Source organism: Serratia sp. CY47280, from assembly GCF_052168655.1.
GTDB classification, from domain to species: Bacteria; Pseudomonadota; Gammaproteobacteria; order Enterobacterales; family Enterobacteriaceae; genus Serratia; species Serratia bockelmannii.
In genome coordinates this window covers 1,803,894-1,826,357 of the sequence record NZ_JBJNMG010000001.1, presented here as the reverse complement: position 1 = coordinate 1,826,357, position 22,464 = coordinate 1,803,894, and the positions used below count along the sequence as shown (strand labels likewise).

Here is a 22,464-nt window from a genome sequence, read left to right as displayed (position 1 = left end):
CGTCGGCGCTGCGCTATGTTCGATATTCGGTCAGTTCGCTGGCCAGCGTCGCTCGGACGGTCCGGGCGCTAACGTCTATCGAGGAATCCCCTATGGCTGATAACAGTCCACAGCGCCGTTTTACGCGCATTGAACGCCTTCCCCCTTACGTATTCAACATCACCGCCGAACTGAAGATGGCCGCACGCCGTCGCGGTGAGGATATTATCGATTTCAGCATGGGGAACCCCGACGGCCCGACGCCGCCGCACATCGTGGAAAAACTGTGCGCCGTCGCCCAGCGCGACGATACCCACGGTTACTCTACCTCGCGCGGCATTCCACGCCTGCGCCGCGCCATTTCGCGCTGGTATGCCGATCGTTATCAGGTGGATATCGATCCGGAAAGCGAAGCCATCGTCACTATCGGTTCGAAAGAGGGGCTGGCGCACCTGATGCTGGCGACCCTTGATCACGGCGATACGGTACTGGTGCCGAACCCCAGCTACCCGATCCACATTTACGGCGCGGTGATCGCCGGCGCCCAGGTGCGCTCGGTGCCGCTGGTGGACGGTGTGGATTTCTTCGGTGAGCTGGAGCGCGCCATTCGGGAAACCATTCCGCGCCCGAAAATGATGATCCTCGGCTTCCCGTCCAACCCGACCGCGCAGTGCGTGGAGCTGGATTTCTTCGAGCGGGTGGTGGCGCTGGCCAAACAGTACAACGTGCTGGTGATCCACGATCTGGCCTATGCCGATATCGTTTATGACGGCTGGAAAGCGCCGTCGATCATGCAGGTGCCGGGGGCGAAAGACATCGCGGTGGAGTTCTTCACCCTGTCGAAAAGCTATAACATGGCCGGCTGGCGCATCGGTTTCATGGTCGGCAATCCCGAACTGGTCAGCGCGCTGGCGCGCATCAAGAGCTATCACGACTACGGGACCTTTACGCCGCTGCAGGTGGCGGCCATCGCCGCGCTGGAAGGCGATCAGCAGTGCGTGCGCGATATCGCCGAGCAGTATCGGCAGCGCCGCAACGTGTTGGTGAAGGGGCTGCATGAGGCGGGCTGGATGGTGGAAAACCCGAAGGCGTCGATGTACGTGTGGGCGAAAATTCCCGAGCCTTATGCCCACCTCGGTTCGCTGGAATTTGCCAAACGCCTGCTGGCGGAAGCCAAGGTCTGCGTCTCGCCGGGCATCGGCTTCGGCGACTACGGCGATACCCACGTGCGTTTCGCGCTGATCGAGAACCAGGACCGTATCCGCCAGGCGGTGCGCGGTATCAAGGCGATGTTCCGCGCGGACGGGCTGCTGAAGCCGGGCAAAGCCGGCAGCGCCAAATAATCCTGTCAGGCCGGGCGTTCGCCCGGCCTTATTTTTTCCGTCCCAAGGTTTTCTTCATTATTTCCCCATTATGCTCAACTACGCTGAATTTTATTTTTTGGATAGAGTGTATGAGCAACCGCTACGCGCGATCGCAAATCGTTTTACATTGGCTGACTTTGCTGATGGTGATCCTCACCTATGCGGCGATGTTGCTGAAGGATTCAGTGCCGGAGGCGTGGGCGCCGCTGGTCAAAAATCTGCACTTTAATTTTGGGGTATCGGTTTTTGCCCTGATGCTGATTCGGTTGGCCATGCGCGCTTTCCACGCGACGCCGCCGACCACGCCGCCGCTGGAGGAATGGCAGGAAGTGGGCGCCAAGATCTTCCATTGGCTGCTGTACGTGGTCTTCCTGATGTTGCCGTTGCTGGGCATGTTAACCCTGGCCTACGGCGGGAAATCGTGGTCTTTGCTGGGCTGGCCGATGCCGCAGTGGGTGACGCCGGATCCGGTGATGCGCAGGCTGGTCAAAACGGTTCATGAGACGCTGGCGAATATCGGCTACTTTATCATTGGCGCACATGCGTTGGCGGCGCTGTTTCATCACTACCTGCGTAAGGACGACACCTTGCGCCGCATGATGCCGGGCAAATGATCGTTAACAGAAACGACAAAGGGACGCTTGCGCGTCCCTTTGGCTGTGTTCCTGGTCTGGCTACCGTCAGGCAACCATCAACATGAAGGTGCCAACCCAGGCAACCAGCATGAATGACACGCCCATCAAAAAATATTTCACTGAACAACTCCTGTCTGGAGTCCTCGCCAGCAATGATCCCGATTGTTGTGCTGAGTATTTTATGGGCAGCCTGCTTGTCGGGCGGATTCTTCCAAGCGAAAGAACAACGTCCTCGAGCGCGGGCTGTCCGGTTGTCGCGCCTCATGCTCCGTGAGGTAAAATCCGAACCGCGACAGGATCGGCGCTAATGTACTCTCAATACTGGTCTGATTTCAATACTGTGTTTTTGATCACAATTTTCGGCTATTTTTTGAACAGGGTGCGCTGTTTTATAACGCTTTTTATGGGCGGGCGACAGGAACTAGCCCGCCGTGGCGGGCTGTTAAATAGGGGATGAAACAATGCAGCGGCGGGCGCTCAGGCGACGGCGTTGATGCCGGTCGCCAAAATGACCCAAAAAACGAGACAAGACAGCAGAATAACGGCCCAAATATGACGGCGACTCCACTCCATTTTTAGCCTTCGTTGTTGCGACAGGTGATTAGGTAGCCATCATATCGGCGCAAAACGGGGAAAATTTAGTCCTGTTGACGAATATTTCGCTAACTTAGCGCTAACTCATTGGCAAACTTCGCTTATCGTCACGCGCACTTCGTAGCCCAGCAGATACAACGCCTGCTCCAGCGCTTCAACCTTCGAGGCGTAGCCGATATCCAGCAACCGCTCCATTTGCCCGCCGTTGAATCCCAGCTTGCGCGCCAGCGCCGCTTTGCCGGTGTTTTTGCGTAGCATGGCATTGTGCAGTTCGATCTTCAGCGCCACCAGCGCCGGCAGGTGTACTTTCAAGTCATCGGTTTGCGCAGGAGAAGGGGCGGGCAGAGGCAGACCTTCATCCATCGCGGCGGCGATGGCGGCCAGCAGGCTTTCCTGCGCTTCCAGCTCGATGTCTTCGCGTTTATAGCAGGCAGATTGCCACTCGGGGAAGTCGTGGAAACCGATCTGCCAGGCGTCGCTGTCGCTATCGAAGGTGTAATGGGCGGGGTAGTGGCTGTACATGGCAATCCCTGATTGAAACCTGAATGAGGCGCTATTGTGACGGCGCGGCCGGCGGATAGCCATAGCCTTGAGCGGAATGGCGCTCAATCGGCATGTTCACGCGGCTTGCGACGCAGCCCGTCGGGCGGCAACAGTAGGGCGCAGATCATGACGGCCAGACTGAACAGCGGCAGCCAGCGCGCCACCGGGCCGGGGGAGTAGTTGTTGAGCACCGAGCAAACGTAGCATGTGACGGCCAGCACCCAACCGGGCAGGCCGATATCATTAAGGCGAAACGCGGTTTTGGCCATAAACCACGCCACCAGGCCAAAACAGAACAGCGCCCACACCATGATGCACAACAGATACAGCAGCACCGAGACGAATTCCTCGGTGTCGCCGTGCGCATGGGCGCGAAAATGGTTTTTATCCAGATAGGTCGACAGAAACGACAGCAGCACGATGCCAACGGCGAAGATCGCCAGCGAGAAAACAAAGGGTTTGCGCGAGATGCGCCCGCGGTAAAGGTCTTTGGTGAGTTGTCCGAGAGATTCCATCACAGTCCGTTGTCGTCATCATTGGCCGCCCGGCGGAGGCCGGATGGCAAGCAGCCGGGCATTCTAGCGGGGTAAACGGGGGCGTCAAGGTGATAATTTTTCTCATTTAGTCGCGGTTGAGATTCCACGCGGCCGCACAGGGCGTCCTTTCACCGAGCAAAACGTCACAATTTGGCACGTTTGGCTACCTGACGCGGTCATTGGCGGCATAATCCTGTTTGTTCGCGTTGAACAATGCATTAACATAACTCCCACTTATCTCTTGCATGGCTATGGATATCCGATGCGTCACCTGGTTGCGCTTTTACCGCTGATTACCTTGCTTGCTGCCTGTAGCAGCACGCCGAAACCCAGTACCACTGCTACGCCGCAGAGCACCCCGGTAAAGGGCGGCTTTTTGCTGAGCCCGGCGCACAGCGGCGCGCCGCTGGGAGGGGATTTCGCCAATAACCCGAATACCGCGCGCTTTATCGATAAGATGGTGCAGGAACACGGGTTTGACCGGCAGCAGCTGCACGACGTGCTGGCGCAGGCTCGGCGATTGGACTCGGTGCTGCGGCTGATGGACAGACAGGCGCCGACGCCGTCTACTCAGGGGCCAACCGGGCCGAACGGTTCCTGGCTGCGCTACCGCAACAAGTTCATCACCCCGGATAACGTGCAAAACGGCGTGGTGTTCTGGAATCAATATCAGGATGCGCTGCAGCGCGCCTGGCAGGTGTACGGCGTGCCGCCGGAGATCATCGTGGGGATTATTGGCGTGGAGACCCGCTGGGGCCGCGTAATGGGTAAAACCCGCATTATCGACGCGCTGGCGACGCTGGCCTTCAACTACCCGCGCCGCGCCGATTACTTCGCCGGTGAGTTGGAAACCTTCCTGCTGATGTCGCGCACCGAAGGTGACGATCCGCTCGAGCTGCGCGGCTCCTTCGCCGGCGCGATGGGCTATGGGCAGTTCATGCCTTCTTCCTTCAAAAGCTACGCGGTTGACTTCAACGGCGATGGGCATATCAACCTGTGGGATCCGGTCGATGCCATCGGCAGCGTGGCCAATTACTTCAAGGCGCACGGCTGGTCCAAGGGCGAGCCGGTCGCCATTCAGGCCAACGGCCAGGCGCCGGGGTTGGAAAACGGCTTCAAGACCCGCTACTCGGTCGCCGCACTGGCTGAAGCCGGCCTGAGCCCGCAGGGTTCACTCGGGGATAACCAAGAGGCCAGCCTGCTGCGGCTGGACGTCGGCACCGGCTACCAGTATTGGTACGGTCTGCCGAACTTCTACGCTATCACCCGCTATAACCACAGCACCCATTACGCCATGGCGGTATGGCAACTGGGCGAAGCGGTAGGGCGCTCGGCGCGCGGCGGCTTCTGACCGCTGCTTCAAACAACGAAAAAGGCCGCTTGCGCGGCCTTTTTTACGTTCTGAGCAATCAGAAATCGTAGCGCAGACGGACCACGGTCATATCGCCGAGGTTGTCGGTGCTCGATGTCAGCACGTGCTCTACGTCAACGCGGAAACCGTAGTCAAACTGTACGGTAACCCCGAGGCCGTTGTCGATGCGCTGGTAGTTGCGGCCGCTGATGTATTCCAGGCGGTCGCCCATGAAGTACGGCATCACCGATTTCACCGCGTACTGGCCCACCGGCACGGTATAACCGGCCAGGTATTCGATACCCCACGCATCGCCGGCGAAGTAATTGTTGACGTCGGCTTTCTTGGTGGTCAGGAAGTCGTTGTAGTAACCGCCGCCGAAGGTGAGCGTCCAGTTATCCGGTTTCCAGCTGATGGCGGTACCGAAAATGTTCTGGTCATAACTCTTGCTGCCGCTGGTGGACGGGTTGCGCATTTCGGCGCGGGTGTAGTTCCAGGCGGTACCCCAGGTCAGATCCTGTGTAATGTGGTAATCCACACCCAGTGAGCCGCCGCCTTTGCGCTTATAACGCAGGCCGTTGCCCGGCAGGTAGTCGCTGTCGCTGAACAGGTACGAGGCGTAAACGTCCGCATCGCCGAAGCGGTTCTTGTACTTCAGCATTTTGCGTGAACGGTAAGAGCCGTCGTAGTCGCCGTTGATGCCGTTGCCCGGTGCCTGGGCCAGCATGTCGTAGTCCCAGATATCGGTCTTGGCGCCAACCACGTCATAGTAAACGCTGTTTTGCTGACCGAAGGTCATCTGGCCCCAGGTGTTGCTTTTCAGGCCGGTATACAGCATACGGCGGCTGGTGTTTCTCGCGCCGTCGGCATAGTGGTGATCCCAGTCAAACAGCGCCGGAATGTTCACACCCAGCTCGTAGTAGCTGATCCAGCTGATATCGTCGAACAGGTAGTAGTCCGCTGCGAAACGGAAACGGGTGCCGCCATCGAAGCCGTTACGCTTATACGAGCCCTTGTCACCGTCGCCCGTCATGTTGTTGAACTGCGGACGGATGCTGCCGCCAACGGTAAAGTTCAGGCGGCTGAGCGGATCGCCGGCCTGTGGATCTTGCTTCAGCAGAGTGATTTCTGCCTGAGCGGCGAACGACGCGCTGCCGATCGCCAGACCCAGCGCCACCGCTTGAGTCACTACGCGCAATTTCATTGCCATGTGTTATCCCTGTTTTATGTATGACCGCCCCATCAGCGCCGCCATGCCGATGTTTTGCGCAGAACGCTGCGTTTTCACGCATTTTGACGGTTTTTTTGGTGTTTTAGCGGCGGGCGGCATTTGTAACATAAACGGTGAGATAAATAATTACTTTTCTTGCTAATTATTGGCCGGTTTTTGACCATTTCGTGCGGTGAAAAGCGCCATTATTTATGTCTCTCGATTCGGATGAATTCATCTAACGCCAAGGTTTATATTTTTCATTTGTCAGTCATCGGCGTCAGCCTGTAATTTTAGTCGTGCAAGAGATAATTAATTTCAGCCTGTCACCGCCGTATTAACGTTTGCCTTCTTCTGCGTAATCGGTCGGCAGGAATAAGCGATTGGGAGGTCGCCATGAGAAATCTGTTAATGTTGTTGGTGGGGCTGTTTTCATTACCGGTGATGGCGGCGGAGTCGCACGTTTGCCATTCTCAAGCTTATGATTATGCAGAGGTTAGCAAACTCAGGTTATCTGACGATACCCTGTTTACCTGCCGCGGCGTGGGGCGCCTGACGATCCCGGAATTGGCGCGTAAAGGATGGCGGGTGATTCATTTGGCGCAGCAAACTGAATATACCGACTCCGTCGACAGCGATGGTGAGGTTATTAAACTTTATCAGGAAATCGTGGTGTATAAAGAATAATTCTACGGTGGCCTGTGATTATTTCAACGGTGGCGAGAATTCTATTATGAATGCAAGAGTCGGTATTGACGGCAGGGCCGCCGCCGCCATGGTGCTGCTTTGCGCCATCTGGGGGATGCAGCAGGTGGCGATCAAGGCCGCCGAGCAGGATGTGTCGGCGGTGCTGCAAATTGCCATTCGCTCGGGCCTCGCCGCGCTGGGGGTATACCTGTTGGCGCGTTGCCGCGGCGAGTGCTTCACCTGGGATCGCGCCACGCTGAGCGCCGGTTTGAGCGTAGGGGCATTGTTCGCGCTGGAGTTCTTTTTTGTCTCCGAAGGGCTGCGCTACACCAGCGCCTCGCATATGGCGGTGTTTTTGTACACCGCGCCGCTATTTTCCGCCCTCGGTCTGCATTTTCTCCTTCCTCAGGAGCGTCTGTCGCCGGTGCAGTGGCTAGGCATGCTCATCGCCTTTGGCGGCGTGGTGCTGGCCATATCGGGCATGGCTGAGGGAAGTGGCGGAGCCGATCGGCTGAAAGGCGATTTCTATGGCCTGCTGGCGGGGATCGCCTGGGGCGGTTCTACCCTGGTGATCCGTACCACGCGTCTGGCGGAGTGCCCGGCCAAACAGACGTTGTTATTCCAGTTGACGGGCGCCTGCGTGCTGCTGTCGCTGCTGGCGATAGCGACGGGCAATTTGCACGTCGTCCTGAGCCCGGTGGCCTGGTGCAGCCTGCTGTTCCAAACGCTGATCGTGTCGTTTTTCAGCTACCTGATCTGGTTTTCACTGCTGCGCCGTTATCAGGCTTCCTCGCTGGGCATTCTCACCTTTATGACGCCGGTATTCGGCATCCTGGCGGGGGTCGCCATTCTCGGCGAACCACTGCAAATTGAGTTTGTATTGGGTGCTGTGCTGATCGTGCTGGGGTTAATCGTGGTGAGTTGTTCATATCTTCTTTATTTTGACCGAAGGGTGGCACCAAAAATATAAATTATGGATGTTGATGTACAGAACTACCAAATAAGCTGCGAAAGCCAATTCATTATTCAGTTGCAAATATCCCGCTATGCTTGGGGCGTGCCGCTGATTACGCTCAGCGATAACGGTGATTTTACCGTGATAAGAAGCCGAGGCTGGTCGAGGTTGGCGAATGGGATGCGATTGGAGGTTTATTATTTTGCCAATAATTCCCTGCTGACCTGGGATAAAAGTCGAAAATATATTTCTTATTCAAAGGCCGGCCGGCTCTACGCCTGCGCGCTGCATTTTTCTTATTCCCCCAAAGTAGAGCGCTAACCCTCTGGCCATCAGACCAGAGGGGAGATTTTCATGATCCACTGCTTAAACGCGAGGATCTTGGGCCACTGCCGTTCGGAAATGGTCGAGGTAAAATAGCAGTGCTCACAGGGCACGGTCATGTTGGTGAACGGAATGATCAGTTCGCCGCTTTTTATCCAGTCCTGCACCAGATTAAGCCGCCCCATGGCGATGCCAAGGTGCCGTGTGGCGGCCAGTACCGCGAGATCGGAACGGTCGAACTCCATGCTTTTACTGTCGGTATCCAGCCCCAACGCAAAGTGTTGTGACCAGGTTTGCCACTCATCTTCGCCGGAGTTGTAGCGATCGTGCAGCAGCGTACAGTGAGCCAGGTTTTCCGGCGCATCGTACAGGTTATGTGCAGCGGCGTACTGCGGCGTGCAAATCGGCACCATCGATTCCTGCATAAAGGCCTCGTCCAGATGCCGCCCCGAGGGCAGTTTGCCGAAGTACATCGCCAGGTCCACGCCGCGGTTGGCCAGGTTGATGATTTCCTGCCCGGTCAAAATGTTGAGGTGAATGGTGGGGTGCTGGGCGATAAAGTCGCCGATGCGCGGCAGCAGCAGACATTGCACCAGAGACGGGTGTGAGTAGAGGGTCAATGTTCCCGTCAACTCGCGATTTTTGATGTCCAGGATTTCCTGATTCAAGGTGTTGAAGGAACTGTCCAGCGCCCATTGCATGCGCTCGCCCTCCGGCGTCAGGGTAATTCTGCGATGAAAGCGCTGAAACAGCAGAAAGCCCAATTCCTTTTCGAGCAAATTAATGCGGTGGCTTACGGCGCTGGGGGTGATCGACAATTCTTGAGCCGCCAGCGCAAAAGATAAATGGCGGGCGACGCATTCAAAAGTATGCAGCCGGGAAAATTGATAGCTGGTCAGCGGGGTCGCCCGCTGTGAATGTTTTTTACTGGGGAACATGCTATTTCTCCGTGCGCACAATCTGGCAATATTAACATTTAATGGCGCGGAGGATAAACCCAGCCTGATTGATCTATTCGGTTTTTATGCCGAGGGATTTCGATATGTTGAAGAGAATTGCATAACAACCGGAAATAACAGACGGTGGGGGCGATGATAATCAGCAATAGGACGAATATAATAAAAAGAGGTGCCGTTAAGCAGCGAGTAAAGGCGGTGTACCGCAGCCTGAACGATAAAAGCTCATATTCCCTGCGGGATATAACGGTTTCGCCATAATCATCCGTCGCATGGCGACGTTGAGTACGCGTTAAGCCCGGATGCCAACGAGATGGAGGTAGCAATCGATAACGCTGAGCCCCGCCTGGCCAGAGAACCGTGCCCAGTGGTTACCCACCGGGCACAACATTCAGGGAAAAGCAGGTTGATCGTCGGCGCTAATCAACGGCGACGCAGCAGCAGGCCGGCCAACAAACCTGCGCCGGCAACGAGTGCCAACGCGGCGAGGGGGTTTTTCTTCATCATACTGCCGGCGCAGCTCAGGGCGTCGCCGTATTTTTCTTGCAGCGCGCCCACTGCCTGGCGCGTGACGCCTTCGGCCTGCCAACGTTCGTTACCGCTGACGTCGCCTGCGATTTCCTGCGCTTTGCCCGCCACTTTGTCCATCATGCCATTGGCTTTTTCGCTGTTCATTATGATGTGCTCCTAAGGTTCGATCCGTTTGGCGTTCGCACAGAGCGAAAGCCTGCATTTGCACCGCCATGTTATGCACTTCACTCTGCGCTCATAAGGGGCGTTTGCATCGGTGCGGGTAGTGCATTTGCAGGCTACTTGCCATTCCTGGAGGCCGCTCCGCCGGTAAACAGCCCGCGCTCTCTGGCCCAGACGATGGCTTCGCTGCGGCTGTGCACGCCGAGTTTGGAATAGACCGTCGCGACATGATTGCGGATGGTGTTGAGCGCCAGATTGAGACGCGCCGCGATTTTCTTGTCCGGCAGCCCCTCGCAAATCAATTCCAGCACATCGCGCTCGCGCGGCGTGAGGTCGCTGGCGGTGAATCCAGCCTGGTCGGGCCGGTTGATGCTTTTTACGTTGGCCAGTTTTTCGATCAAAGTTTGGCTGAACCACGAGGCATCCTGCATCACTTCTTCGATGGCATTCACCAGCTCCAGCTCCGATCGTTTACGCTCGGTAATGTCCATGAGCACCAACAGGTAGCAGGGCGCATTATGGATACTGACGGCATCCGCCGAGGCCACGCAGTCGATTAGCTCGCTCCCTTTCTTTCGCACCTGGATATCCAACCCTTCGACGTTGCCGCTTTTTTCCAGTGCGGCAAACAAACGGCGGTTCGCCTCGGGATCGTCAATAAACTGGATCTCATCGACCGTTTTGCCGATCAACGCTTCGGCGTCGTACTCGGTGGTGCGGGTGAACGCTTCGTTGACGTCCAGCACGCGCCTCTCGTCTGCGGTACACACCAACGTCGGCACCGGGCTCAGGCGAAATGCCTTGGCGAACCGCTCTTCACTTTCTCGCAGCGCCGATTCCGCCAGGCGCCGGGGTTCGAGATCGGTAAACGTGAACAGCATGCAGTCGTCTTCATTGATATCCAGCGGTTGACCGGCAACCACCACCAGCTTGCTTCCTCCGCCGGGCAGTTTCAGCTCGGCCTCCATCTGCGGAATGGTGGCGCCTTCCCCCAGGCGCTGAACCGCCAGCTCTTTGTGCTCTGCCTGTTCCAAGACGTCGAGTTCATAAACCGAACGCCCCATGACCTGTTCACGCTGGTAACCGGTCATATCGAGGAACCCCTGGTTGACCTTGACGTAACGCAGGTCGCTTAGCCGACAAATGACCGCCGGCGCCGGATTGGCGTTGAAGGTTTTTTCAAAGCGCTGTTCGGCGCTGGCCCACTCCGTTGCGTCGCTCAGGATCAGCGCCAGCAGCTCCGGCTGCCCCTGCGCATCGGTGATGATCAGGCTCCGCAGGCGGTGCACCCAGAAGCTCTCCGGATCGTCGACCTGCCGAACCTCCACCACCACATCGGTGAAGGTTTCGCCATCGGCAACCCGGCTCAGCGGGTACTGTTCCAGCGCCAGCGGGTGGTTGTTGCGATAACGCAGTGCAAAACGCGCCGCGTACTCGCCGGCATTAGCCCCCAGGGCTTTCTGGTGGCTCACGCCGTGCATGGCCAACGCGGCTTCGTTAGCCCAGAGAAGCGTTTGATCGGTATCCGTCAGGATCACGCCGTCGGACAAGCCGGAGATGATTTGCTGCAGGTGGCCGCGGTGGGTTTCGCTGGCCAGGACGGATGGGTTCATGTGCTCTCCGCTAGACAGAAGGGGAGCGGCCTCTGATCGGGGCCGCGGGTTACGCTACTCGCTGAGCAGCTTAGTGCATAAGGTGCGTATTCGCAGGGTGTGAATGCACTAGGCATTCTGGCGCAAATGAACTGGGACGGCCGACGCCGCCGCGCGGCAGACTGAATTTGTCTGCGCGGTTATCCACCGTGCGTGCAATCACTTGTCCAGAAAATATAAGGAACAACGATGACCACTGTCTATGAATCAAATCGCTTTGCGTTTCAGGTGTCATGGGGCTCGATATTGGCCGGGAGTGCCGTGGCGCTGGTGACTTATCTTATCTTCAGCGTGCTGGGTACGGCTATCGGTGCCCAGGCCGTGGATATGATGCAAAAGGGCAATCCGCTGAGCGGTTTTGGCACCGGCACCGGGATCTGGCTGCTGGTTTCCACGCTGGCATCGCTGGCCGCCGGTGCGTTCGTCGCCGGACGCACTGCGCCGAACCGCGGCGGTTTGCATGGCCTGCTGAGCTGGGCGATCACCACCTTGCTGACCACCTGGCTGATGGTTTCATTAGCAAGCGGCGTGGTGGGGCTGGCGGGCAGCGCGGTGGGTAAAGGGCTCTCGCTGGCGGGCAGCGGCCTGGCGGCGGCAGCGCCAAACGTGGGTGAAGGCCTCAAGCAACAGCTGGATAAAAAGGGTATCAGCCTGGACTGGGGAAGCCTGGAGAATCAGTTGAACGCCACGCTCAAGCAGACCGGCAAGCCGGAATTGGATCCGGCTCGGTTGGAACAGAAGGCCGATAGGGCGACCGCCGACGGCAAGCAATCAGCCATGGACGCGGCTGCCGATCCGGCGCAGGCCGCTACCGAGCTTAAGCAGTGGTTCGAACGCGTCAAGCAGTCCGGTGAGCCGACGTTGAGTGCGGCCGACAAGGATGCGTTGGTGAATATCGTTGCGGCACGCACCGGCAAGAGCCGTGATGAAGCGAGCCAAATCGTCGATAACTACGCCCAGGCTTATCAGCAGGCGGTGCAGAAGGTGGAAAAACTCAAGGCCGAAGCCGAGCAGAAAGCGCGTGAAGCGGCTGATGAAGCGGCCAAACAACTGTCTCGCGCCGCATGGGGCTCACTGCTGATACTGCTGTTGGGCGCTGCGCTGAGCGCCGGCGTGGGGCGGATTGCCGAATCAACCCGCCGTACCGTCGCGGTAAGTTGAGATGAGGAAAAACCTGTCGTGCATCTCGCTGAACTATCGAAAAGTGGCGGGAGCGTCCGCGCCCGTGCTCGTCATCGATTTTTGCAACGAGAACAACGAGCGCTACACCTTGCGCTACAACCTGCCGCCGGATACCCCGGAACGCACCGAGCGGCGGGTATCTTTGCTGCTGAATCTGCTACGCAAGCACCGATCGGCAGAGATCGACAACCTGGCTGATTAATCAGTCCGTTAATGAAAAGCCCGGCCTGGCGAGCCGGGCTTTTTGCCGTGCTGTGGCAACAAAGCACGGGTATGCAGACACGGCACTGTTACGAGGGAAGAGCGAGGCATAAATGGCGCCCCAATTGGCGTGGAAGGTAAAGTAGGGCATCGAACAAGGTTTGTTGAAACATCGATTCTGCTTTGTTGGGAAAAGATAAAAAAGAAACGCGCTATGAAGCTCTGCGATTATCTGGCCCGAGGTTAAGGCCTTGCGTTTATCCACCGCATCCTTCCTCGACATTGTTCCTACTTCTTCATATTAGGTTCAATAATTTTATCAACCGACCAAACAATAAATCACGATTTAATTTGTGATGATGAAATTCCTATTCGGCCATGCCAGTGGAGTGTAAAAAAACACGTTAAGATAAAACAATTGGCAAAAAGTGTGATTCTCCCTGGAGATGTAAATGCATCTTTGACGGGAGCACTTTATGTGGGTTGTTTTTGTTTTGCCGTTTTTTTTGCGGGTGGATTTATATAACATGATCATTTTCAGTTATTTAAGTAATGACTTTTCCTATGCCGCAAAAATGGCGCTGCCAAGGTGATTTTTTTTAGGATTAATCTTAATGACTTGGTTTGGTTGGTTAACGATTTTAATGAAAAGGACACGATTTTTATAAAGGCAAGGAGCGCACATGGACTATCGGAAAGATATTCTTTTACAGGTGTTAGAGTATATGGAGAAGAATATTATAGAGGGGCTTTCCGTCGAGAAAGTGTCTATTATCTCAGGGTATTCTAAATGGCATTTGCAACGGCTGTTTAAACATTATTTTGGTATGACGCTCGGAACTTATATCAGGCACAGAAAGCTGAGCCGATCCGCAATTTTGCTTAAACAACATCAAGGGAACATACTGGATGTCGCCTTGGCATCGGGCTTTGCCTCTCAGCAATGTTACACGCGGGCATTCAAACGTTTCTTTGGCGAAACGCCCAACAGCTTTAGAAACAGCCGGGGATGGGATTTCTCCATCCAGATCCCACCGTATGGCAATGACAATAAGCCCTATTTTTATCACACGGTCATGCCGGATGATATTGAGTTGTTAAAGCAGTACAAAGCATTGATTTTCCATTCCATAAGGAAATACAGAGATGCCAGTGACATTACGCAGACTAATGAAAAATGGTTAAGCAAGAATGGAAAAGCTTATGGTGTGGAAAAAACCAGAGCGGGTAAATGGCATTCAAATAGTAAGGAACAAGAGGTTTTTCACTCTATTTTTAACTTCTACATACCCAGAGGGAAATATATTGTTATTCCCTTTATGGGAGCGTTGCCTGAGTACATTGATTTTTTTGAAAGCATCTATGACGCTTACCTGCCGGCCATTAATGTCAAAATGAGGGAAAGCTTTTTTATCGAGCTATATAGAAACGAGCATTTAAACAGCGAAGTTGTTAATGTCGATATACTGATTCCTGTGGTGTAGCGTTGAGAAAAGGAGACATCATGAGTGTAGAGAAATCCCCCGGTTCAATGAATAAACACCATTACGCTTTCGGTATGCTACCTTTAACGTTGTCTGTGTCTGGCTGGGTGAACGTTGCCGGTTTAGGCTGGCAGGTCATTCAATTAATGCTGGCATTAACCCTCTTCATGTTTTCAGGAAATGCGATGGCCAATAATCGGGAGCCTCAACAAATAGCGTTAGTCGGTACCTGGACCCATATTCCGGATGCGCCTGCGGTGCAGAAACCGGCGTTCCCCAGTGAAGGGCTCTATCGTCTGAGGGTAAATGTCGACGGCACGTTAACGCTGCTCAATGTCATCAAGATGAAAAGCCCGTCATGGATCGCAAAATCTCGCGATGGTCGTTTCGCCTATGTCACCAATGAAGAGGATGCGGGAACGGTGACCGCCTTGGCAATAGACGACGCTGGCAGCGTGCGGGTGCTGAATACGGTGAGCAGTGCGGGCCAGCAGCCGACGCATGCCACACTCAGCCCGGACGGCAAGTTTCTGTTTGTCGCCAACTACTCCGTCGCCAATGGCGGCGCGGGGGTGACGGTATTGCCGATTCGCAGCGACGGCACACTGGGTGAACGCGTGCAGCATTACCCGTTTATACCCGGCTCCGGCATCGTGCAGGGGCGCCAGGAAGGCGGGCATGCGCACTCCACCACCTTCAGCCGTGATGGCCAATACCTGTACGCGGCGGATCTCGGCGGCGATAAGTTGCACGCCTACCGCTATCGCCCGGATAACGCGCAGCCGCTGCAGGCGGATGCTTCGCGCGATGTCGGCTTTGCGCCCGGCGCCGGTCCACGGCACATGGTGTTCTCGCCAGAAGGCGAATATGCGTATGTCATCACTGAAATGGCGGGCGAGATCGAGGCGTTTGCCGTCAGCGATCATCGATTGACGCGGCAAGGGAAAGTGAAACTGAACGGCGGCCTCGATTCGGCGGAGGCGAAAAGCGGCGGGGCTATTATCCTGAGCCCGAGCGGCAGATATCTTATTGCCACCCATCGCGGTACCGATAACCACCTGCTGGTATTTAAAATAGGCAGGGACGGTCTGCCAAGCGTGCCGACGCGCTATGAGGCCGGCGGCATTGAACCGCGGGCGCTCGCTTTTGATGCCGACGGCAACCGCCTCTATGTCACGAATGTGTTCACCAATAGCGTTACGCTGTTCAATTTCGATGATGAGAAGGGTGAGTTGCAGGCCAGAGGTGAGGCGGCGACGATCTCAACGCCGACGGATATCAAGTTTTTCAACTAATGCCCATCATAACGCTTGGAGGAATCCGGGACTGAACAAGGGAAAAGGGGGATTGCGGGTACAGATGATGGGGGACGGTTTGATGAGAAAGAATGGTGTCCCCGACTGGAATCGAATTTAAATGATAATTATTTGATTATATTGTGAAATTTAAATGTTTGCTGATTTCTATATACATTATCTTACTCGCATAATGGATCTCCTCTTCTGAAGTTGTTGGCTGTGTGGTTGTTTTTTGTTCTTGCATGAGGTTTACAAAAACTTACATAATTTGAGGTGGGTTCAATATGTAAACATACCGATTACTCGTGACAACTAATAGTAACTCCTCACCCTTGCGATACTATCACTGCGCTTTTTTTGGCCTCCATGTTCAATTTTCACCCCTTTACACAAGAATAATTGGCGTTAATCTATGGGCATCCAATGAGATCCCAAGATATCAAATGGTATTTACAAAACCTTACAAAAAGGTAGCTTATCATTATTTATTAGTATTTAGTCATATATGTTCGTATGCGTTCGTATCCTTTCCCTATCAGCCATTCGTCTGAGGTTTTTTGGCGAGTAGGGGGGCTTTACACTTTTTATATCAAGTGTAATTCTATACTCGAATTTTATATTTAATTAATAACTAAGGGGGCGCAGTGCAGGTTAGAAATGAAACTTCTCGCTTAATAAGGTTGCCAGATGTACTAATGATTACCGGTCTAAAAAGATCTACCGTATATCAAAAGATGAAGAGTGATAAGTTTCCGAAGAGTGTGTCTATCGGTGAACGATCTGTTGCTTGGGTTGAAAGTGAAATCAATGGGTGGGTTTCCAATAATATATCAAGGAGGGATGTGAAGTGAATAAAATAAAATGCACTAAGAATGATGATAACCTAAAAGAAATTTGTAATTATCATGTTATTCCATTCAATGAATCATATGGTCAGGGAGGATATGCAATCCGTACTATTGAAATATATCGATTGCATAAAATGGAGCCTCTTTTGAAGCAGTTTGAAAATTTGACTGGATATATGCCTCCGCGTGCTAATTGTACAGCGAAAGAAATTCATGCTCTGATAGAGCAGGGTGAGAAAATTTGTTTTGATGCCGAGTCAAAAGTATCCGGTATCGAAAATGAAATAATGCTCTGTGAGCGCGAATTGGGCAATGCCAAGCGTGGTGTAAGTGACGCATCTCGTTGGAATGGCAGCATGAAAGAAGCTATTGTACAGGCAAGCGCCAAACTCGAACGGGCAAATGCGAAGTTGGTTGAAGCTAAGGCCGCTGTCGCTGCTCGTCGGGGACTACTAGGGTTACTGCGCGAGCCTGTAGATCAGATGTTAATGTGCGGGGAAAAAGGGTTTAAGGGTAAGGTGTTAACGCATATCCCGTTGGAGCCTCTTCCTGCCTACACCTACCGTAAAGGAGTGTATAGCGATGGGCTACGTTCTCATATCTATGCCTGGGGAGTAATGGATGCCCTGGAAAAAGCATTACGTGAAATAGTCCAAAGATGCACACCACCAACAGATAAATACGCGCTTAACAATGGCGGGTTAGAACGTGCGGCTTTGGCTGTAGAGTATTACAATGTATCCAGTGAAAAATGGCGGGATTTAATGACGGTAGATGAATATGCCGATCTTATGATGGGTGGGAAATTATCCTTAAAGTCTAAACAACAAGAAATGTTCTCATCCCTTTAATTTAAATATAAACATCTACAGGTTAAATATCATGGCAACAATTCCTGTTCCCGCCGTGGCGGAACGTTATCACCAAAATTTAATGAAGACTGTCAATTTTCCTTATGGGCACCATCGAGAATTTACGATTTCTGATGTGGCTGAAAATAATCTCCGTATTACCATGCTGGAATCTGGCTGGATGATGAATGGCATCACGTTAATGGATGTTGATGCGGAAAAAGGTCAGGCAATAGAAATTGGCGATGCTTCTTTGCATACCGGGAGAACGATTGAAGGACGTTTTAATAAACGACTGTCAGTTAATGGTACGGACTATGTTTTGGTAGAAACGGATTCCTGTGCATCCTTGCCCTACGGAAAAATGTCGTCAATTGCGAATGTCGGTGGCATGGAGCATTTTACGCAAGCTGTGTCTGAATTCTTTGGTATGGCAGTTTCGCTCGATATGTTACGTATTGGTCTCAACGGTGAACGGATTTCCTATCCCACCGATCCGGAAAATAATCCCAAAGGGCAGGACATTAATATTGGGTGGCACGCCATTGCAAAAGGCTTTAATAACGGCTCGCAGGTTATCACTGAGGCTGTCACGTTGGGTGACGGAGGTGATTTCCCTCACCTCGATGCGCTGGCAAATCATCTTATTACAACAAATATCCCGGAGGGTTTCCGTGAGGATCCACGCCTGGTGGTGATGGTCGGGGCAGAACTGGCGGCAGCAGAGCGTTTGCGCTTGTTCAATGCGGCTGATCGTCCGGCAGACACAGCGGCGGCGCAGATGCTTAGCAGTTCAGTGGCAGGACGTTTTGCTTTTGTGCCGCCTTTTATGCCAGGAAAACGCCTGGCCATCACCACGCTGGATAATTTGCATATTTACACCCAAAAAGGCAGTCGTCATTTCAGGGCGGAATTTGTCGATGATCGCGCCGTGTATGAACAAAGTTATTGGCGCAATGAAGGTTATGCATTGGGCAATGGTTTTCTTTATACCGCAGTGGATGAGCACGCGATAAGCATTGCTCGCAAATAATCCATCTTGAGTTAGAGAGTAATAGACATAAAAAAGCCCAGAACAATAGTGTACTGGGCTGATAAAAATTTTATGTCGAAATAAACGGTGTATAAATAATAATATGTATTCTATCTTTGCCTGGCGAAATATCGCATTTACCTTATTGAGTGTCAATCTTGAGCGTTCGGATAAAAACGGCTTGCACGTTGCTGGTCCAGCACGGTATAGTTTTCTCGTTGTCGCAAAATCGACAGCCGGGCGTGGAAACCCGTGTAATCTAACGGCGATACCAGACGTCCTATGCGTCTTTTTTTGTATCGTAGCTTTGACACACCTAAAGTTTTTGGTGTGGTGCTCACAGGTCTGTATGGGCGTCATTCTGGCCTGTGTGCATCATTACCACGGCGTTATGGTAGTCCAGGCGGGGCAGCTTTCGGGCTGGCCGGTATCCGTTAGAGCCGGTATTTCCACCCTCGTCTGGGCTGCCACCAATTATGAGCGTGGAAACTCTGGTGGTAGCTGTTTCAGCTATCTAACGGAGGTTGCCGCTATGGCCACTACCCCAATCTACACACATCTCAAATTTACCTATCTGTTTTTGGGCGTTCGTCGCGCCGATCTCAAGGCTATTCCTTGCCGCTTACAAATTACTGCTGATTCGCAACAGGCCGCACACCGTGCATTGGTCAAAGAGTATGTATTGGCGTTTGCTGGTCGCCTGCCGTCACGTCCTGCAACTGAATGGCGTTAAGGGGATAAAATGAACAACAATAAACTTTCCTCGAAGTATTCCTTGAGTGAGCAAGGCGGTGAGCAATTAATTCGCGCCACATTAGTGTGTGAACTGATGGCCGATTTGATGAATCACGAAGGTGGTAGTAAGCAAAAAATGGTTTCAGCACTGGGAGTTGCTGCCCTGTTTGAATGTCTGGCCGGACAACTGGATGGCGCGATTGATAACAGTATTTTATTGAGCGTAACCAAAATAAAAGGGGAAGATAATGCTATCAATTAATCACCCCGCATCACCCGAATTTAAAATTGCCTTGCTGCGTCATTATATTGCCTGCGCTTTTATTGACTCAATGACAAGTAAAAATGGTCAAGCGGTATTTATTTATGATGGGGAAGAAGTGATGCTAACGCTGGATAAGGTCGCGTTGAATATTATTTATCATATTGAGGCGCCTTTTATCGACCAGTTTGGCGTCATGGAGGGCGGGATGTTGGCCGCTGCGGATTTGATGGCCATGCTGGCACCTGGTTTTATGATTGCGCCAGTACAACTATCCCACTATGGCTATCATCGGCTGTGCGAAGTGTATCGAGACATTATCTTTGGTGCCCCTGATGGCGAGTTGCCCCCAGGGGCTACGTTATACGCCCGTAATGCCAGGAAGGTGCACTGATGAGCCAACAACCGGTTACAGCGGCCATTACCGCCGCCAAAGGGCGCTGGCCGCATATCCTCCCGGCGCTGGGTATCACAGTTCCAGCCAACGGCAAACATGGCCCTTGTCCTAAATGTGGTGGGACGGATCGCTTTCGTTTCGATGATCGTGACGGACGCGGGACGTGGATATGTTCGCATTGCCAGCATGGCGATGGCCTGGATTTGGTAAAACTGGTCGCCGGGATTGATGCAGCTAGTGCGGCGAAAGAGGTGGCTCAGGCGTTGGCCTTGCCTGCCGTGCAACAGTCACCCATTTTGCCCGCCAGGAAAGAAGCCTCCGATGCGCAGAAATTGGCAAAGATGCAGAAAAGCTACCAGGCATTGTTATCACGCAGTTCAACGGGCGAAAGCCCGTATCTGACAGAGAAAGGCTTGCAGGGGCAGACGGTCACGCTGATTGGGCAGACGGCTTCTTATGGTGGTGTTGAGTTTCCTGTAGGGGCACTTCTGCTGCCATTAACGGACGTGTCAGGGCAATTACGCGGGGCGCAGTTGATCCACCCCCTGGGAGAAAAGCGCCTGCTGCCTCATTCGCTGTTAGCCGGGGCATTCGTTGCCGTAAATGAACCAGGTCAAGAACCGCCGGAGCAGGTAATTATCACCGAGGGTTATGCCACTGCATTGACCGTAGCCAGGCTAACCGAGGGCGTTATCGTTGCCGCCGTTGCCGCCAGCAACTTGGTTAATGTGGCGCAGCAACTACGGAAAAAATGGCCAGAGGCGCGTTTGATTGTGGCGGGAGATAACGATTTTGACGACGGGAAAGAAAACACCGGCAAACTGTGGGCGGAAAAAGCAGCCAAGGCAGTAGATGGTTGGGTTACGTTGCCACCCACACGGCATAAGGCTGATTGGGACGATTTTCGCCAGGAGCAAGGGCTGGAACGTGCGAAAGAAGCTTTCCGGGAGGAAATGATCCTGTTTGGCAAAGGGAAAACCAAACTGCCGCAGGGATTCCGGCTGACCCAGGAATATCTGTGGTACGACAAACTGGTTAACAAGTCGGACGGCGACACCGAGATCCGCAATATCAAGATATGCAGCCCGCTGCGGGTTACCGCCATCACCTGCGATGAAGATGGCAGTAACTATGGCCGTTTGCTGGAGTGGGAAGATACCAATGGGATCAGTCGGAAATGGGCGATGCCGATGGAAATGTTATGCGGTGGCGGGGAAGAGCTGCGGCGCGTGTTGCTGGTCAATGGACTGTCGTACATCAATATCAACGGCCAGGCGCGTGCGCATCTGATGGAGTACATCTCGTTATGCAAGCCTGAACGTAAAGTGACGTGTGTCACCAAAACCGGTTGGCATGGCTCGGTTTACGTACTCCAGGATGAAGTGATCGGCATTGGTGCCGAATCGGTGATCCTGCAAACATCCAGTGTTCAGGGACGTGATTTTCGTCAATCCGGTACGCTGGAGGAATGGCGTGAACAGATTGGACGTTATTGCGTAGGAAATGGACGTGTAGCGTTCGCGGTTAGCCTGGCCTTTGCGGCGCCACTGCTAAAACTGGTGGGCGTTGGTGGTGGTGGCTATCACCTCAAAGGCGAATCGACGGATGGCAAAACCACGACCATGAAAGTGGCGGCATCGGTCTGCGGCGGTACTGATTTTTGGCATACCTGGCGAGCGACCGGTAACGCTCTTGAGGGGACTGCGAGCCGGCGTAACGATGCTACGTTGATGTTGGACGAGATCCGCGAAGTGGATGGCCGTGAGGCCGGCAATATAGCCTATATGTTGGCGAACGGTCAGGGCAAGGCACGAGCTAGAACAGACGGAAGCGTACGTGAAACCAATAGGTGGTGTTTGTTGTTCCTTTCCACCGGCGAGCTATCCCTGGTTGAACATGCGGCCAACGTGGGGGAGCGCACCTATGCCGGGGTAGAGGTCAGGATGATCCAAATTCCCAGCGACACCGGCAAGTATGGCGTTTTCGAAGAACTGCACGGCTTTGGCGGGGGAAAGGCGCTGGCAGAACACCTGGAGCAAGCGGTCACCACAAGCCACGGAGCGCCGTTCCGGGAGTGGTTACGTTGTTTGACAGCGGATCTGCCGGGCATGACGCATAAGGCCAAATCCTTACTGAAAGACTACACGCGACTTCTTACCCCCGAAAATGCGGGGAACCAGGTTGGCAGGGCGGTAACGCGCTTTGCCCTGGTGGCGATGGCCGGGGAGTTGGCTACGGAAGCCGGGATTACCGGTTGGGCGCAAGGGGAGGCATTAAAAGCCGCTAAAAGCTGCCTGGCTGCGTGGATGCATGACCGAGGGCACACCGCCAATCAGGAGGATGCTGCGGCGTTGGAGCAGGTCAGGGACTTTATGACGCGCAATCAATTTAGCCGTTTTGCAGATTGGTACGATGCACAAAGCCGACCCGGAAATATGGTGGGATTTCGCCAGGTAAAGAAAGGCGACAACCTGGAAGACGCTGTAACCACGTTTTATGTGTTGCCGTCTGGCTGGAAAGAAATCTGCAAGGGATTTGACGCCAAAAAGGTAGCGCGGCTATGTGCAGTGGCGGGCTATTTGGATGTGCCTGAGGATGCCTCTCGGACACAGAAAAACATACGCCTGCCAGAAATGGGGCTGAAACGGATTTATCAGTTTAACAGCAGCGTCTTGGGATAATTTTCTTACGTGA

Annotated in this window: 24 protein-coding genes; 17 read left to right on the top strand and 7 right to left on the bottom strand. The window is 53.8% G+C overall.

From position 1 onward, the window contains the following. The first annotated feature begins 92 nt into the window (after positions 1 to 92). Together alaC and ACJ8J4_RS08840 are read left to right on the top strand one after the other, a co-directional pair. Positions 93 to 1,322, top strand: coding sequence for an alanine transaminase (gene alaC / locus ACJ8J4_RS08845; RefSeq protein ID WP_016926818.1), 1,230 nt, complete (start codon positions 93 to 95; stop codon positions 1,320 to 1,322). A 110-nt stretch (positions 1,323 to 1,432) separates the two neighbouring features. Then, complete coding sequence (locus ACJ8J4_RS08840; protein WP_262237767.1) at positions 1,433 to 1,957, top strand: cytochrome b; 525 nt, start codon at positions 1,433 to 1,435, stop codon at positions 1,955 to 1,957. 66 nt (positions 1,958 to 2,023) lie between these two features. Here the strand turns inward: ACJ8J4_RS08840 and ypdK are convergent, their stop codons facing one another. The 3 genes from ypdK to ACJ8J4_RS08825 form a co-directional block, all read right to left on the bottom strand. Next, entirely contained in the window at positions 2,024 to 2,098 is a 75-nt protein-coding gene (gene ypdK / locus ACJ8J4_RS08835) for a membrane protein YpdK (protein ID WP_099782600.1), read from the bottom strand. A gap of 558 nt (positions 2,099 to 2,656) precedes the next feature. Then, the gene (locus tag ACJ8J4_RS08830) at positions 2,657 to 3,094 is read right to left on the bottom strand and encodes an antitoxin HicB (protein ID WP_025303746.1); all 438 of its coding nucleotides are present in this window, start codon (positions 3,092 to 3,094) and stop codon (positions 2,657 to 2,659) included. Between the two features lie 83 nt (positions 3,095 to 3,177). Further along, positions 3,178 to 3,630: a DUF805 domain-containing protein gene (locus ACJ8J4_RS08825; protein WP_043140239.1), complete on the bottom strand. Its 453-nt coding sequence runs from the start codon at positions 3,628 to 3,630 to the stop codon at positions 3,178 to 3,180. A 283-nt stretch (positions 3,631 to 3,913) separates the two neighbouring features. Between ACJ8J4_RS08825 and mltB the strand changes: the two genes are divergently transcribed. Beyond that, complete coding sequence (gene mltB, locus ACJ8J4_RS08820; protein ID WP_060447968.1) at positions 3,914 to 5,002, top strand: lytic murein transglycosylase B; 1,089 nt, start codon at positions 3,914 to 3,916, stop codon at positions 5,000 to 5,002. A 58-nt stretch (positions 5,003 to 5,060) separates the two neighbouring features. Here mltB and ACJ8J4_RS08815 read toward each other — a convergent pair whose 3' ends face one another. Beyond that, positions 5,061 to 6,212, bottom strand: coding sequence for a porin (locus ACJ8J4_RS08815; protein ID WP_025303743.1), 1,152 nt, complete (start codon positions 6,210 to 6,212; stop codon positions 5,061 to 5,063). 396 nt (positions 6,213 to 6,608) lie between these two features. Here ACJ8J4_RS08815 and ACJ8J4_RS08810 point away from each other — a divergent pair, with 396 nt between their 5' ends. Genes ACJ8J4_RS08810 through ACJ8J4_RS08800 form a run of 3 tightly spaced genes read left to right on the top strand, consistent with a single transcriptional unit; the run spans position 6,609 to position 8,175 of the window. Beyond that, positions 6,609 to 6,899, top strand: coding sequence for a hypothetical protein (locus tag ACJ8J4_RS08810; RefSeq protein ID WP_264383673.1), 291 nt, complete (start codon positions 6,609 to 6,611; stop codon positions 6,897 to 6,899). A 46-nt stretch (positions 6,900 to 6,945) separates the two neighbouring features. Next, on the top strand, positions 6,946 to 7,869 hold the full coding sequence (locus ACJ8J4_RS08805) for a DMT family transporter (RefSeq protein ID WP_049203765.1): 924 nt from the start codon (positions 6,946 to 6,948) through the stop codon (positions 7,867 to 7,869). A gap of 3 nt (positions 7,870 to 7,872) precedes the next feature. Next, positions 7,873 to 8,175 carry a hypothetical protein gene (locus tag ACJ8J4_RS08800; RefSeq protein WP_049294901.1) on the top strand — a complete coding sequence of 101 codons (303 nt, stop codon included), beginning with the start codon at positions 7,873 to 7,875 and terminating at the stop codon, positions 8,173 to 8,175. 11 nt (positions 8,176 to 8,186) lie between these two features. Here ACJ8J4_RS08800 and dsdC read toward each other — a convergent pair whose 3' ends face one another. The 3 genes from dsdC to ACJ8J4_RS08785 form a co-directional block, all read right to left on the bottom strand. Continuing rightward, positions 8,187 to 9,116: a DNA-binding transcriptional regulator DsdC gene (gene dsdC / locus ACJ8J4_RS08795; protein WP_264383672.1), complete on the bottom strand. Its 930-nt coding sequence runs from the start codon at positions 9,114 to 9,116 to the stop codon at positions 8,187 to 8,189. A gap of 441 nt (positions 9,117 to 9,557) precedes the next feature. Next, positions 9,558 to 9,809 (bottom strand): CsbD family protein, encoded by a 252-nt coding sequence (locus ACJ8J4_RS08790; RefSeq protein WP_025303738.1) that lies wholly within the window; start codon positions 9,807 to 9,809, stop codon positions 9,558 to 9,560. Positions 9,810 to 9,943: 134 nt separating this feature from the next. Then, the gene (locus ACJ8J4_RS08785) at positions 9,944 to 11,440 is read right to left on the bottom strand and encodes a helix-turn-helix transcriptional regulator (protein WP_264383671.1); all 1,497 of its coding nucleotides are present in this window, start codon (positions 11,438 to 11,440) and stop codon (positions 9,944 to 9,946) included. Between the two features lie 228 nt (positions 11,441 to 11,668). On the opposite strand from ACJ8J4_RS08785, the gene ACJ8J4_RS08780 reads away from it, so the two are divergent. The 11 genes from ACJ8J4_RS08780 (at position 11,669) to ACJ8J4_RS08730 (ending at position 22,451) form a co-directional block, all read left to right on the top strand. Next, the gene (locus tag ACJ8J4_RS08780) at positions 11,669 to 12,640 is read left to right on the top strand and encodes a TIGR04086 family membrane protein (protein WP_043140216.1); all 972 of its coding nucleotides are present in this window, start codon (positions 11,669 to 11,671) and stop codon (positions 12,638 to 12,640) included. A gap of 1 nt (position 12,641) precedes the next feature. Beyond that, the gene (locus tag ACJ8J4_RS08775) at positions 12,642 to 12,863 is read left to right on the top strand and encodes a hypothetical protein (RefSeq protein WP_025303735.1); all 222 of its coding nucleotides are present in this window, start codon (positions 12,642 to 12,644) and stop codon (positions 12,861 to 12,863) included. A 682-nt stretch (positions 12,864 to 13,545) separates the two neighbouring features. Then, entirely contained in the window at positions 13,546 to 14,346 is an 801-nt protein-coding gene (locus tag ACJ8J4_RS08770; RefSeq protein ID WP_025303734.1) for a helix-turn-helix domain-containing protein, read from the top strand. Positions 14,347 to 14,366: 20 nt separating this feature from the next. After that, on the top strand, positions 14,367 to 15,641 hold the full coding sequence (locus ACJ8J4_RS08765) for a lactonase family protein (protein WP_264383670.1): 1,275 nt from the start codon (positions 14,367 to 14,369) through the stop codon (positions 15,639 to 15,641). Between the two features lie 647 nt (positions 15,642 to 16,288). Beyond that, positions 16,289 to 16,495 (top strand): AlpA family transcriptional regulator, encoded by a 207-nt coding sequence (locus ACJ8J4_RS08760; protein ID WP_148941052.1) that lies wholly within the window; start codon positions 16,289 to 16,291, stop codon positions 16,493 to 16,495. Beyond that, positions 16,492 to 17,343: a hypothetical protein gene (locus tag ACJ8J4_RS08755; RefSeq protein ID WP_442516061.1), complete on the top strand. Its 852-nt coding sequence runs from the start codon at positions 16,492 to 16,494 to the stop codon at positions 17,341 to 17,343. The genes ACJ8J4_RS08760 and ACJ8J4_RS08755 overlap by 4 nt, the downstream gene beginning before the upstream one ends. A gap of 31 nt (positions 17,344 to 17,374) precedes the next feature. Then, positions 17,375 to 18,376, top strand: coding sequence for a P2 family phage major capsid protein (locus ACJ8J4_RS08750; RefSeq protein ID WP_442516060.1), 1,002 nt, complete (start codon positions 17,375 to 17,377; stop codon positions 18,374 to 18,376). A gap of 103 nt (positions 18,377 to 18,479) precedes the next feature. Continuing rightward, on the top strand, positions 18,480 to 19,109 hold the full coding sequence (locus ACJ8J4_RS08745; RefSeq protein WP_442516059.1) for a host cell division inhibitor Icd-like protein: 630 nt from the start codon (positions 18,480 to 18,482) through the stop codon (positions 19,107 to 19,109). Between the two features lie 9 nt (positions 19,110 to 19,118). Continuing rightward, positions 19,119 to 19,373 carry a hypothetical protein gene (locus tag ACJ8J4_RS08740; RefSeq protein WP_089197282.1) on the top strand — a complete coding sequence of 85 codons (255 nt, stop codon included), beginning with the start codon at positions 19,119 to 19,121 and terminating at the stop codon, positions 19,371 to 19,373. Beyond that, a complete protein-coding gene (locus ACJ8J4_RS08735) occupies positions 19,360 to 19,767 on the top strand; it encodes a hypothetical protein (protein ID WP_442516058.1) in 408 nt (135 codons plus the stop codon). The genes ACJ8J4_RS08740 and ACJ8J4_RS08735 overlap by 14 nt, the downstream gene beginning before the upstream one ends. Next, positions 19,767 to 22,451 (top strand): DUF927 domain-containing protein, encoded by a 2,685-nt coding sequence (locus tag ACJ8J4_RS08730; protein WP_308333562.1) that lies wholly within the window; start codon positions 19,767 to 19,769, stop codon positions 22,449 to 22,451. Before ACJ8J4_RS08735 ends, ACJ8J4_RS08730 begins: the two co-directional genes overlap by 1 nt. Positions 22,452 to 22,464: the final 13 nt, after the last annotated feature.